This is a genomic window from Holdemania sp. 1001302B_160321_E10 (assembly GCF_015552275.1).
Classification (GTDB): domain Bacteria; phylum Bacillota_I; class Bacilli_A; order Erysipelotrichales; family Erysipelotrichaceae; genus Holdemania.
On sequence record NZ_JADNEM010000010.1, the window covers coordinates 99,199 to 112,363 of the forward strand.

Below are 13,165 nucleotides of genomic sequence, written 5' to 3' on the forward strand. Positions count from 1 at the left end.
GCGCTGATAATGTCGCTGGATACCGTTTTATCGACCCTGCAGCTGGGCTTGGTGTATTCCGTGCTGGGGCTGGGGTTGTTTCTTTCGTTCAGGATTCTGAACACGCCGGACTTAACCGTCGACGGCAGCTTTGTGACCGGAATGGCGATCAGCGCGGTGCTGACGCTGGCAGGACATCCGATTCTGGGACTGGCGGCGGCCTTTGCGGGCGGTTTGGGCGCGGGGAGCGTCACCGGTCTGCTTCATACCCGATTGAAAATCCAGCCGATTCTGGCGGGTATTCTGACGATGACGGCGCTGTATTCCGTGAATCTGAGGATCATGGGCGGCAAGCCGAACCTGTCGTTATATAAAAAGGAAACGCTGTTTTCCCTGTTTCAAGGGAAAGCGGTGCAGACCCCTACTCTGCTTTTGTTTCTGATCGTTGTTTTGTTGGCCGCACTGCTGACGTTGTTCTTAAAGACACAGCTGGGCTTGTCGTTACGAGCGACAGGCGACAATGAGGAGATGGTCCGGGCATCGTCAATCAACACCGATTCGATGAAGATTCTGGGGCTGGCGCTGGCTAACGGCTTCGTCGCCTTATCCGGCGGTCTGTTGGCGCAGCAGCAGCAATTCGCAGACAATAACGGCGGCTTGGGGATGCTGGTGCTGGGTTTGGCGTCGATCATCATCGGCGAAACCTTATTTGGCAAAGGCGGACTGGCGCATCATCTGAGTTCTGTCTGCGCAGGTACGATCGTCTATCGCTTCGTGCTGACCTTCGCGCTGTCGCTGGGACTGGCGGCGAGCGATCTGAAATTGTTTTCTTCGGCGCTGGTCGTCCTGGCGCTGGCTGTGCCGCAGATGCAGGGGCGGCTGAAAAGGAGGCGGAAACGTCATGCTTGAGGTACGGGAGGCGACCGTCGTCTTTAACGGTGGAACGGTCAATGAGAAAACGGCGCTGGATCATGTCAGTCTGACGCTGGAAGCGGGCGACTTTGCCACGGTGATCGGTTCCAACGGCGCGGGGAAAAGCACGCTGCTGAGCGCGATTGCCGGAAGTCTGCCTTTAACTTCGGGACAGATCACGCTGCAGGGGCAGGACATGACGCGGATGAAGGAACACCGCCGCAGCCATGCGATCGGCAGGCTGTTTCAGGATCCCCTGAAAGGCACAGCGCCGTCAATGACGATTGAAGAAAACCTGGGACTGGCGTACAGCCGGGGAAAGCGGCGGTCGCTGCAGCTGGGCGTCAGCCGGAAGGACGAGCGGTTCTTTTATGATTTGTTGAAATCGCTGAATCTCGGGCTGGAGGAACGGATGAAAACCCCGGCCGGCCATTTATCGGGCGGCCAGCGGCAGGCGCTGACGCTGTTGATGGCGACGGTCGTCACGCCGAAACTGCTGCTTTTGGACGAACACACGGCGGCGCTGGATCCGCGCACAGCCCGGGCGATCATGGACCTGACGCAGCGGATTATCGAACGGGATCAGATCACGACGCTGATGATCACGCACAATATCGAAAACGCGCTGGCGTATGGCAATAAAACAATCGTTATGAACGAGGGGCGGATCCTGCATATTTATAGCGGGGAAGAACGCCGCCGGCTGAGCGTCAAAGACGTCATGGCGTTGTATGAAAGCGAACACGCGGTTTTGTCCGACCGGACGATTCTGGGCCGGTGACGCCCGGGATGGTCGAAGGATACAGCTGGTGAACGGCAAGCCCGGTTGATTGCGAAGAGATGTTTTTGCGGATTTCAGGATTTAAGATTCTTTTAAAATAGAAGCATCAGGTTCCAGAACGAGCGAGGACGAATTGAGTAAAATTAACTCAGGAATGAAAGAAAAAGGTTGAAATTCCATCCGGAATGTCTATACTAAAGGTGTAAGGTGTTGCTGAAAGGCGGCACCCGTCATGCGCTATCTCTTACGAGAATGGCGGCGGACAGATGAGCGCTGGGTTTTCTTGGGAGTTGACACAGCGCCTTTCTTTTTGGCTTCTATAATTTTTAAGTGGCATTCAATCACCTTGATCGAACATTCGATCAGGGGCAAACCAACTTTCAAAACTACATTGACAAAAAGTTCCAGGAAATGTTCCATAGAATTGCCCTCCTTTAATGACAGACGACAAAAATCTGTCTGCTTGAATCGAATTGAAAAGGCCAAAAGCGATTCTATCCGGACGGGCATCCGCGGTCCAACAAAACCCTACACTATTAATATTGCGGAAAAGTAAAAATAACCCCCTAAGAAAATGATGAAAAACATGTTCACAAAGTAAAAAAAGAGCGCTGAAGATACTTTTCGGAAATAAGCTTCAATTCTGTTTGTTTTGATTCGATTTACGAAGTCGAGGATTGTCATTTAAGCAGCAGGCAAATCAGGATTTTATTATTCCTTATCGAAATTCAGTTTCGAACTGAATATCGCAGCTTGTTTTACAAGGCAATCGTCTTAGCGAACAATTTTTCTTATGATTTTTTGACAGCCGGTCAGTCTGTTCTGTTGCTGCTGGTCATGCTTTACTAAGTATAGAAAATCGAAGATTACTTTTATAATCAAGTATGAAATATAATTAAGTTAAATCAAAACTGCAATTATAACCCGAATACAATTTGTTTTAATTGAATTTTTTAACCAAATCCTGTGGTAATTTACCGGGGTGTTTGCTATGATAAGACTGAACAAAGGAGAACGAAAAATGATACTGGACGATTATCAGAAACGAGTAGATCAACTGTTTGAACAAATCAAAACGACACAGCGGGAAAACATCATCACAGCAGGCAAAATGATTGCGGAAACGATCGATGCGGGAGGGAATATTTATCTCAGCGGCATCTGCCATTCCATCGAAATGGACCTGTTCAACCGCGGCGGCGGACCGGCATTTTACCGGACATTTCATTATAAATTAGACGTGCAGTCGGATGCCCGCGAGCGCGACCGCAGCGATTTGGATACGGATATGGAAGGCTTAGGCGAATATATCTTAAAGGCATCGACGATCCGGCCGGGCGATATTCTGTTTGTCGGTTCGGTTTCCGGACGGACTAAAGGTGTCGTCGACCTGGCTTGGGAAGCCAAGAAAATGGGAATCAAGGTCATTGCCATGAGTTCGATGAGCTATGCGCAGACCGTGGACGCCGTGCATTCATCCGGCAAGAAACTGTATGAATTTGTCGATCTGACGCTCGACAACTGCGCTCCGGCAGCCGAAGCCATGCTGAAAATCGACGGCATCGAAGCGAACTTCGCGGCAGCCAGCGGCATCGCCAGCTCCTACATTCTCTGGTCAGTGACCGCGGTTGCATTGGAAGAAATGATGAAGAGCGGAAAAACGCCGCTGTTGTTAAAGAGCGCGAATTTCCCAGGCGGCCCGGAATACAACAATACCGAAGTTTATCCGCATTATAAGGAATTCGGCTGGTAAATCCTGATTTTGGAATTGAACTGGAACTTGGAAAATGTCAAAAAATGGCATTCTTAAAAAAAGAAAGCGTTGACAAAGTTCGAGGATTTGGCTAGAATAACAAATGTATTTAGGGTTGTAACTTGAAAAAGGCAAAGCCTAAACTGGATTTCATTGTATCAGTTTATCTGATATTATGGGTGTAGTTTAGGCTTTTATTTTGGAAAGGAGGGATGAAATTGCGAGTAAAGAAAGTGTTCAACAACAATATTCTGTTAGCCGAAGACGAGAACTTGCTGGAAGTGATTCTGATGGGACGCGGCATCGGTTATGCCATGAAGCCGGGCGATCCGGCTGATGAATCCAAAATCGATAAGGTTTTCAAAATTACCGCGCATCAGCAGCAGGAGGATTTTGTCAGGCTGATGAAGGAAATTCCGATCAACCATCTGGAACTGACTAAAAAGATCGTCGAAATGGCGCAGAAGGAGTTGAACGTTCAATTTGACGACGTAATTTACATCGGCCTGACCGACCACATTCATTTTGTGATCAAGCGCGCAAAACAAAATGAACAGCTCAAAAACGCGCTGTTGTGGGAAATCAAGAAATTCTATCCGCGCGAATTCGCCGCTTCGATGAAAGCGCTGGAGCTGATCGAGTATTCCGAAGGACTGCAGCTGACGGAGGATGAGGCCAGTTTCTTCGCCATGCATTTTGTCAATGGCCAGCAAAGCGGCGAAGCGATCCGCGAAACGGTAGAAGCCACGCAGATTATTCAAGACATCCTGAATATTATCAAGTTTCATTACAAGATCGATTTGAATGAGAATTCGATCAATTACAGCCGGTTTATCACGCATATCCGGTTCTTCCTGCAGCGAATCCGCGGCTCGCTGAACGTCAGCGAGGACGATTATCTGTTTGAGAAGGTAAAAGAAAAATACCCGGATGCGTATGCCTGCGCAAGCCGGATTAAAACGTATCTGGATGCGAAGCTGGGCGTGGAGCTGACCCATGAGGAAATGCTCTACTTCATGCTTCACATCCGGAGACTGACAGAAAGAGAAAAGAGCCAAGCGTAGGATTGTAACCGCAAGGGCAAAGCCTGCCGTTCGTTTTCCCCTTTCTATCCCGTTTTTAAACGTGGAGCGAAAAGGAGGAAGCGGCGACAGGCTTTTTTGTACCCCGATGCCGGACAATTCACCAGATTCAGAAAGTGAAGAAACAGGGCCGCTTCCTGTGGCCAAGGAGGAGAAGATGAAATACGAAAGCTTAGTCCGCGCGATTCTCAATGAGATCGGCGGCGAACACAACATCGCGTCCGTAACCCACTGCATGACGCGGCTGCGGTTTACGTTGAAGGATGAGTCCAAAGCGAATATTGAAAATGTGAAAAACATTACCGGTGTTGTCGGCTGCGTCAACAAAGGCGGTCAGTTCCAGATCGTCATCGGCACGCAGGTCGCCGACGTCTACAATGAATTAATTCAGATTGCGCATATTCAGACGGATGGGGAGGAGAAGAAGGAAAAGAAAAACCTGATCTCCGCCTTATTTGACACGATGGCCAGCATCGTCATGCCGATGATCGGTCCGCTGGCCGGCGCTGGAATGGTCAAAGCGATCCTGTCCATTCTTGTGCAGTTCAGCCTGATCGACAACACGACGCAGACTTATCAGATTTTCTATATGGTCGCCGACTGCGTCTTCTATTATATGCCGTTCTTCCTGGCCTTCTCAGCGGGAAAGAAATTCAAATGCAACCCTTATTTATCGCTGATCTTTGCGGCGATGCTGGTGCATCCGACCTATCTGGGCTTAAAAACCGCGGGTGATCCGGTGACGCTGCTGGGCCTGCCGGTCACGCTGGCAACCTACACCTCCAGCGTCGTTCCGATCATCCTGATCGTCTACTTCCAGTCGATTGTGGAAAAGTGGGTGACGAAATGGACGCCGAAAGCGATTAAAACCTTCTTTGTTCCGATGATTGTGATCCTGGTCACCGTTCCGGTCGGATTTATCGTTTTGGGGCCGTTAGGCGCGATCTTCGGTAATTATCTGGCATCGTTCTTCACCTTCCTGGACACTCAGGTCGGCTGGCTGGTTCCGATGCTGGTGGGCGGCTTATGTCCGCTGTTAGTCATGACGGGGATGCACTATGCGCTGGGCAGCGCGCAGTCGATCCAGCGGGCGACGGTCGGCTATGCGACAATTCTGGCGCCGGGAATGGTTTGCAGCAACATGGCGCAGTCGGCGGCAACCTTCGGCGTGGCGCTGAAAACGAAAGATAAGGAATTGAAATCACTGGCGTCCACCGTTGGCGTCACAGCGCTGTGCGGCATTACGGAACCGACCTTGTACGGCATTGGCATGAAATTGAAACGGCCGTTATACAGTGCGATGGCAGCTGGTGCAATCGGCGGTCTGTATGCCGGTCTGACGGGGGTTAAGCAGTGGGCTTACGGAACGTCGACGATCTTTGCGCTCCCGGTTTATTTGGGCAGCGACAACTCGTTTCTCAATATCTGCATCGCCGTCGCGATTTCGATGGTATTGGCGTTCGTGTTCAGCTATCTGACGCATAAGGATCCGGCGCCGGCTTCCAGCAAGGCGGAAGCGGCAGTCAAGCCGGCGGTGCTGAATAAAAAGCTGGTAATTCATTCTCCGGCCGCGGGTCAGCTGATTCCGCTGGAACAGGTTAAGGATGATACGTTCGCCAGCGGCGCATTGGGTCAGGGCTGCGCCTTGATTCCGGAAAGCGGCGAGTTTGGTTCGCCGGTCAAAGGCAAGGTTGCGATGTTGTTTGAAACCAAGCATGCGATCGGACTGGTCGCCGAGGATGGCACGGAAGTGCTGATTCATATCGGTCTGGATACCGTCAAGCTCAACGGCGAACATTTTACGGCGCTGGTCAAAACCGGTGATGCGGTCGAAGTCGGCACGCCGTTAGTGCAGGTGGATTTAAAAGCTGTGCGGGATGCCGGTTATGATCTGGTAACGCCAGTGCTGATCACAAATTCCGCAGAGGTGCTGGACGTCGTGGAAAACAGCCGGGAACACGTCGAAGCCGGCGATGAAATTTTAACGGTGATTCGCTGATGGCCTTTCCGAAAGGATTTTTATGGGGCGGCGCGCTGGCGGCCAACCAGTGCGAGGGTGCTTATCTTGAGGATGGTAAGGGTCTGTCCCAGCAGGACGTTATGCCGCAGGGCGTGCGCGGACCGGTCACCAACCAGCCAACTCCTGATAATTTGAAACTGATCGGCACGGATTTTTATCACCGCTATCGGGAAGATATCGCGCTGATGGCGGAAATGGGCTTCAAGGTATTTCGTTTCTCGATCGCATGGAGCCGGATTTATCCGCGTGGGGATGAAGTGGAACCCAATGAAGCAGGACTGGCGTTCTATGACCGGGTGATTGACGAATGTCTGAAATATGGCATCGAGCCGCTGATCACGCTGTCGCACTATGAGATACCGCTGCATTTGTGCCGGACTTACGACGGCTTCCGCAGCCGGGAGATGATCGGCTTTTTCCTCCGTTATGCGGAAACCGTGCTTCGCCGTTATCATGACCGGGTAAAATACTGGCTGACCTTTAACGAGATCAATGTCACACTGATTTCACCGTTATTGGGCGCGGGGGTGATGACGCCCAAGGACCAGCTGAGCGCGCAGGACCGCTTCCAGACGGCACATCACCAGCTGGTCGCCAGCGCCAGAGTGACCGCCTTGGCGAAGCAGCTCTGTCCTGCGATTCAGATCGGCTGCATGGCGGCTTCCGCACCGCGGTATCCGATGACCTGCGATCCGCAGGATATGATCGCGATGATGACCAGTCAGCAGGAGCTGGATTATTTTATCCATGTGCATTGCACCGGCGAATATCCGTATTACGCAAAACGGCTGTGGTGGGAAAACAACGTGTGTCTGGAAATCACGGAGGAAGACCGGCAGGCGTTGAAGCATACCGTGGATTTCATATCGTTCAGCTATTATTCAAGCAAAGTCGTGGCGGCGGATGAAAGCCGCTACGCGATGGCCAACGGTAACATCATGCGGGGATTAAAAAATCCTTATGTTCCGGTCTCGGATTATGATTATCCGATCGATCCGGAAGGGCTGCGCTACATTCTTAATTATTTATACGATCATTTCCACAAGCCGTTGTTTGTCGCAGAGAATGGATTGGGGTCGAAGGAAGAACTGACGCCTGACGGAAACGGCGGATTTACGGTTAAGGATCAGGCCCGGATCGACTTTCACCGCGGACATATTCAGGCGATGGCCCGGGCGATTGACGATGGGGTCGAGGTGTTCGGATACACTTCATGGGGGCCGATCGATTGTGTCAGCGCGGCATCGGCAGAAATGACGAAGCGGTATGGCTTCGTCTATGTCGACCGCAATCAGGATGGATCGGGGACCTTACAGCGCTGGAAAAAACAAAGCTTTGACTGGATCGCAAAGATCTACCGAAGCAACGGTGCTGATCTGGATTAAGCTGCTTAATGAAATGGGAACTGTCTGCAAACAACAGGCAGTTCTCTTTTTTGTTGGGAATGCTTTTTTGCCCTCAGCACTTTACGAACAGGCTTTGCTTGTCCATGCCTGTTATGCGGAAAATGTGGTGAAAACACAGAAAAAGGGCGGCTCAAAATGCCAACCCTCAACAATTTAATTATACTCCGAAAAAAATTAAAAAAACAGACTGTTTCCTGCTTTTATATCTTGTATTATATAGGTGTAGAAAGAGATGAGGATCAAGCAGAAAGATCCCATGATCTCTAAAGGAGGTTCTCATGAAGAAGGTACTTCTCGAATATTAAGCCGTTCCCTTCTTTGTTACCAGAACAGGGAGAGGGAACTGAATCTGAAATATCAGAAAACAAAGAATCAAAAATAGAAAGTGAGTCTGGAGAGGACAGACCAATGGGCAGAGAAAAGTAATATTTCATAACTTGAATTTCGGAAAGAAGTGATGAGCTGAATTTTGAAAAATAAAGAGATGAAAAAAATTCAAAGCTGTTTCTATGAAAAAGAATTGTAGATTCTGAAAGTAAACGTGATTTCACTTTAAGATCATGTCCGATGTCCAAGGAAAGAGCTTAGAGTTTATAGAAACATAAGGTAGGAACAAAGAGAATGGCGGTCAGGCTGTTCTCTTTTTTTGACTGAAAGGTATTCTTGTTTCCCCGGATGGAGGCTATAATGAAGGCAAAAGGGAGGATTTATTTATGTTTGACATGATCATTCGTCAGGGCTTGATTCTGGATGGGACCGCTGCGCCGGGAAAGGTGGCCGATCTGGGCATTGTCGGCGATCAGATTGCCGCGATCGGCGATTTAAGCGGAGAATCCGCGAAGCAGGAGATCGACGCCAGGGGGAAAGTGGTAACTCCGGGATTCATCGACCCGCATTCGCATTCAGATTTGTCTGTTTTGTTCGAGCCGTCGATGACCAATTATCTGATGCAGGGCGTGACGACGGTGGTCGGCGGTAACTGTGGTCATTCTTACGGTCCGGTCGGCGACGAATTGTACCGCAGCGCGATCATTGATCCGAAGGTTGCGTTTCAGGCCGATCCGTCCTATTTTACGATGACATCGTTGCTTTTGCCAAAAGAGAAAGCTGTCAAAGCGTTGAAGGAACAGTATGGAATTGATATGGACTGGCATTCATTTAAAGAGTATCTGGACAAGTGCGATCAACAGCCGTTAGACGGCAATATCGCCTCATTGGCGGGCTACAGCGCGATCCGCGGGACGGTCATGGGCATGGATTGCTGCCGGGCGGCCACGGAAGAAGAAATCGTGAAGATGGAAGAGCTGACGCGGCAGTGTTTGGAAGACGGCGCGTTCGGCTTATCGACAGGCACCGATCCGCAATATGTGCCGGGACCGTTTGCCAGTTTTGACGAAACGGTGCGGATGTTGAAAATCGTGAAGGAGTACGATGGGATATTTGCTTCGCATACGCGGAATTATGACGCGGAAGGCAAACCGGACCGGATGGGCGGTTATCAGGATATGCTGAAACAGGCGATGGCCGCGGGCGTGCGGGCCAATGTATCGCATGTTCATACGCTGGGAATGGGCGTCGATGAACAATCCAACGCCGAAGCGGCACGCAAGACGCTGGCGTATTTTGAAGAAATGGAAAAACAGGGCTGCGACCTGAGCTACGACGTGATTCCTTCGCCTTACAGCATGGATATGACAGTGCCGTATTTTGCGACCTTCCTGCGGCCCTTTGTCTTGATGTGCGGCAGCCGTCAGCATCTTGCCGAGAGCTTCAAGGTACCGGATTTCCGCAAGATGGTGCATGCGGTGATCGACGCGGGACTGTATCCGCTGCTCGATGAAAAGAATCTGATGATGAGCATGTATCCGATCCTGACCATTTCACGCCATCAAAATCCGGCGCATCTTGGGAAAAATCTGTATGCTTACGCGACGGAGCTGAAAAAAGATCCGCTTGATCTGGTCATGGATCTGTTTGCTGAGGATTGCGACATGGGCGCGGATATGGCGATGCCCAGCGCGGTCGAATCCAATGATATCCTCTGCACTCACCGCATGGCCATGCCATGCTCTGACGGATTCACCGGCGATAAATCAATGAATTTCGGCTTGAATGAGGATATTCAGATGACGCCGAATCCGATGAATTACAGTTTTATCATCCGCTATCTGACGCGCTATCAGAACCAGATCGCAATGGAGGAATTGATTCATAACGTCACGATGAAGCCGGCTGTTCGCTTCGGCATCGAGAAACGCGGTTCGCTGCAGATTGGAAATTACGCGGATATCGTCGTCTTCGACCGGGAGGCCCTGCACAGCTATGACCGTGATGCCAACATGTCCCAGTATCCGGAAGGGATTGATTATGTTCTGGTCAACGGCGTTGTGACGATCGATCACAAGCGTCATACCCAATCCGCCGCGGGAAGAATGCTGCGGAAAAACCAACAATAAAGGGCAGCGATCATCGCTGATTTTATGCAGACTATCAGAAAGATATTTTTTATATTAACACTGTTTTTCTTAGTGTCATGTAGTTTGAATAAATATGATGTCGATGGTCCTATGATTGTTAATGGCGATGTATTTGGTCTGGAAGATTATAAAGTGGAAGAATGCAGCTTGAAAGAGAATCGATATGTTTATGTTATTTCACAAAAGACAGAGACTATTCAAAAAACAGTTTCTATAACTTTATATAGTTATGATTCTAAAGAGGCGGCCGTCCAAAATATGCTTGATTTATTAGAAAAGACAGCAGAGTTTAAAAGAAAATCAAATTGTGTTGATTGTATTTATTTGCCTCATGAGATGACTGAATCAGAAATTAGATCCTATTTTCCTTTAGACAATATGGATTTATGGCAATGTGAGGAAGTTTATAATCTATTTGATACTATATATATAAGACAGAATAATAAACTCGTGAGATTATTTTCAGATCCATCGACTATATTTACACAACCAGATGAAGAAACAATTAAGGCCGTTCACCGGATACTTAATTATGAGTTTGAAAAAGAGTAGTGCAAAACGGACTTCAGCAGAGAATAAGCCAGGCTCTGATTGAACGACTGATTCTTAGAATCAATGTGGATAAAGTACAGTAGTTCAAAGACGAGAAAGGGATAGATTGACACTTCTGTGTGTTTGAAAAAATGATAGACAATATCGCGATAAGCCCACCACAGATTCATAGTTACGGCGATCGAGCACAAGCGTCAAAACTAAGCCGCGGCGGGAAGAATGCTGCGGAAAAACCAACAATAAAGGGCAGCGTTCATCGCTGCCCTCAACAATTTAATTATACAGGAAAAAAGTGTGAAAAAACAGACTGTTTCCTTCTTGGATATCTTGTATTATATAGATAAAGAAAGAGATGAGGATCAATACAAAGATCCAACGATCTCACAGGAGGTTCTCATGAAACAGGTGCTGCTCGAATTTTAAGCCGTTTCCTTCTTCGTTACCAGAACGGGGAGAGGAAACTGAAAAGAAAACGATGACTTTGAATCAATAATAGAAAGTGAGTCTGGAGAGGGCATACCAATGGACAAGGATATCCATAATCAGAAGTTCATACAGGGCACGGGTAAACACAAAGAATAATCGATGATTTAGAAAGAGAGGTAAATATGAAGAAAATTCTAACATTACTTTTACTATTCTCAATTTCTATTACGAATATAAGTGCTAATTCCGTCAATGTAAGACAGCCGATTGAAAAAGGAGAGTTTTCTGAAGTCAGCTTGGAAATGTTAGCTTATGAAACTGGAATTGATTCACCCTATAAAGGGCAATATCTGACTTATATTGTTGATAAAAATAACAATATTGTCCGAATGGAAATCCCGGATGGAAATCAGTTAACCGCTGAGCCGAGATCAGTTTCGACAATTGCAGTATTTTTGGGAGGAGCCATAGTGGGTTATTTAACAAGCACCGTCATTGATGGGATAGTGATTGCGGTAACAGGTGAATCGGGAGCATTCTGGGTTGCACAAGCAATCGAAAATGTTTTAAATAAACCTTATACCGGTTCAACTACAATAACTTGCGATTATTATCCTCCATATTCTCAGGAATATTACTTTTGTATCTACCGATGAAAGTAAATAAGAAAATATTCCTTTACGGCTTCATTACAGGAATACTCATTTATTTAATTCTTGTCGCCGCCGGTTTTCATTTCTAAAAAATAGGATAACCCAATTTCAGGGATGTATCCCAAGATTTTCATTTAAAATAAGTCTTAAAACGGCAAGATGCAGCAGACCATCTCGCCGTTTTTTCGATCAATTTTCACATAAACTCAAATAGTTGAAGGGATGGGCAATGTGGCTGATAAATTAACAAAAAAAGTTCTAACCCGTGTTGCTTTGTGTTTAATTATTCCTACCTTCTTAGGCATTGTTATTTATTTTGATTATTCACATTTTGTAAATCAGTTCCAGGTATTACAATTAGATTTTAAAGGTTATTCTAAAGAGTCAAATATTCTTTTAAAACTGAATGATTTAAGTATAATTCATGGAATTCAATATATCTATCAAAAGAGTGATCCGATAGAGTCTTTTGACGACATGTTCATCATTGAAATATCAAAGAAGCCAAAGTTTATTTCTTATGTTTTAAGGGACATTGGCCACGTCCTGTTGTGGCAAGAACAAGAGGAATATGAAATTCAAGACATTAGAATAAAGTTTGTGATTGAACTCTATGACTCTAGTAGTTCAGACTCAAAAGATTATTATTTGCGTTATAAAAATGAGTTTCAAATTGGCAATCTCTATTATTCCTTGCATTTTGCTTATCCTTACAGTGGAGATCTTGATGGAAATCAGCTGCCTGAAGAAGCCATTGATCATCTCAAAGAACTTTCTATGCAAAGAATTTCAAAATTGCTTCAGGAAGATTAAAATTAGTCTTATTATATTATCTTCGAAGTGTGTATTTCATTGAAATCACAAGGCGGAGTGATAGATGCCGTTTTTCACTCCCAACATTTTAATTATACTCTAAAAATTTTTGAAAAAACAGACTGTTTCCTTCTTGGATATCTTGTATTATATAGATAAAGAAAGAGATGAGGATCAATACAAAGATCCAACGATCTCACAGGAGGTTCTCATGAAACAGGTGCTGCTCGAATTTTAAGCCGTTTCCTTCTTCGTTACCAGAACGGGGAGAGGAAACTGAAAAGAAAACGATGACTTTGAATCAATAATAA

General features: G+C 47.2%; 11 protein-coding genes. 10 read left to right on the forward strand and 1 reads right to left on the reverse strand.

Translation table 11 applies throughout. From position 1 onward, the window contains the following. Nucleotides 1-9 precede the first annotated feature (9 nt). Nucleotides 10-888 (forward strand): ABC transporter permease, encoded by an 879-nt coding sequence (locus tag I2D94_RS07990; protein WP_072683810.1) that lies wholly within the window; start codon nucleotides 10-12, stop codon nucleotides 886-888. Then, nucleotides 881-1,672, forward strand: a complete 792-nt coding sequence (locus I2D94_RS07995; RefSeq protein WP_072683809.1) for an ABC transporter ATP-binding protein — start codon at nucleotides 881-883, stop codon at nucleotides 1,670-1,672. Before I2D94_RS07990 ends, I2D94_RS07995 begins: the two co-directional genes overlap by 8 nt. A 237-nt stretch (nucleotides 1,673-1,909) precedes the next feature. Here the strand turns inward: I2D94_RS07995 and I2D94_RS08000 are convergent, their stop codons facing one another. Then, nucleotides 1,910-2,092 (reverse strand): hypothetical protein, encoded by a 183-nt coding sequence (locus tag I2D94_RS08000; protein WP_072683808.1) that lies wholly within the window; start codon nucleotides 2,090-2,092, stop codon nucleotides 1,910-1,912. 601 nt (nucleotides 2,093-2,693) lie between these two features. Between I2D94_RS08000 and I2D94_RS08005 the strand changes: the two genes are divergently transcribed. The 8 genes from I2D94_RS08005 (at nucleotide 2,694) to I2D94_RS08040 (ending at nucleotide 12,854) form a co-directional block, all read left to right on the forward strand. After that, complete coding sequence (locus tag I2D94_RS08005; RefSeq protein WP_039864589.1) at nucleotides 2,694-3,425, forward strand: sugar isomerase domain-containing protein; 732 nt, start codon at nucleotides 2,694-2,696, stop codon at nucleotides 3,423-3,425. A 212-nt stretch (nucleotides 3,426-3,637) separates the two neighbouring features. After that, nucleotides 3,638-4,489, forward strand: coding sequence for a BglG family transcription antiterminator LicT (gene licT, locus I2D94_RS08010; RefSeq protein ID WP_195396218.1), 852 nt, complete (start codon nucleotides 3,638-3,640; stop codon nucleotides 4,487-4,489). 175 nt (nucleotides 4,490-4,664) lie between these two features. Further along, a complete protein-coding gene (locus I2D94_RS08015) occupies nucleotides 4,665-6,506 on the forward strand; it encodes a beta-glucoside-specific PTS transporter subunit IIABC (RefSeq protein ID WP_195396219.1) in 1,842 nt (613 codons plus the stop codon). Then, the gene (locus tag I2D94_RS08020) at nucleotides 6,506-7,912 is read left to right on the forward strand and encodes a glycoside hydrolase family 1 protein (RefSeq protein ID WP_195396220.1); all 1,407 of its coding nucleotides are present in this window, start codon (nucleotides 6,506-6,508) and stop codon (nucleotides 7,910-7,912) included. The genes I2D94_RS08015 and I2D94_RS08020 overlap by 1 nt, the downstream gene beginning before the upstream one ends. Nucleotides 7,913-8,646: 734 nt before the next feature. Continuing rightward, nucleotides 8,647-10,389 (forward strand): amidohydrolase family protein, encoded by a 1,743-nt coding sequence (locus tag I2D94_RS08025; RefSeq protein WP_072683806.1) that lies wholly within the window; start codon nucleotides 8,647-8,649, stop codon nucleotides 10,387-10,389. 84 nt (nucleotides 10,390-10,473) lie between these two features. Then, nucleotides 10,474-10,962, forward strand: a complete 489-nt coding sequence (locus I2D94_RS08030; RefSeq protein ID WP_139248571.1) for a hypothetical protein — start codon at nucleotides 10,474-10,476, stop codon at nucleotides 10,960-10,962. A gap of 608 nt (nucleotides 10,963-11,570) precedes the next feature. After that, a complete protein-coding gene (locus I2D94_RS08035) occupies nucleotides 11,571-12,044 on the forward strand; it encodes a hypothetical protein (RefSeq protein ID WP_195396221.1) in 474 nt (157 codons plus the stop codon). Nucleotides 12,045-12,272: 228 nt separating this feature from the next. Then, nucleotides 12,273-12,854 (forward strand): hypothetical protein, encoded by a 582-nt coding sequence (locus I2D94_RS08040; RefSeq protein WP_195396222.1) that lies wholly within the window; start codon nucleotides 12,273-12,275, stop codon nucleotides 12,852-12,854. Nucleotides 12,855-13,165: the final 311 nt, after the last annotated feature.

Bases quoted from the DNA above. Each gene is read 5' to 3' on its own strand.
- I2D94_RS08005 (WP_039864589.1), top strand. From the start codon at position 2,694: ATGATACTGGACGATTATCAGAAACGAGTAGATCAACTGTTTGAACAA.
- I2D94_RS07990 (WP_072683810.1), top strand. From the start codon at position 10: ATGTCGCTGGATACCGTTTTATCGACCCTGCAGCTGGGCTTGGTGTAT.
- I2D94_RS08000 (WP_072683808.1), bottom strand. From the start codon at position 2,092: ATGGAACATTTCCTGGAACTTTTTGTCAATGTAGTTTTGAAAGTTGGT.
- licT (WP_195396218.1), top strand. From the start codon at position 3,638: ATGAAATTGCGAGTAAAGAAAGTGTTCAACAACAATATTCTGTTAGCC.
- I2D94_RS08020 (WP_195396220.1), top strand. From the start codon at position 6,506: ATGGCCTTTCCGAAAGGATTTTTATGGGGCGGCGCGCTGGCGGCCAAC.
- I2D94_RS08015 (WP_195396219.1), top strand. From the start codon at position 4,665: ATGAAATACGAAAGCTTAGTCCGCGCGATTCTCAATGAGATCGGCGGC.
- I2D94_RS08035 (WP_195396221.1), top strand. From the start codon at position 11,571: ATGAAGAAAATTCTAACATTACTTTTACTATTCTCAATTTCTATTACG.
- I2D94_RS08025 (WP_072683806.1), top strand. From the start codon at position 8,647: ATGTTTGACATGATCATTCGTCAGGGCTTGATTCTGGATGGGACCGCT.
- I2D94_RS07995 (WP_072683809.1), top strand. From the start codon at position 881: ATGCTTGAGGTACGGGAGGCGACCGTCGTCTTTAACGGTGGAACGGTC.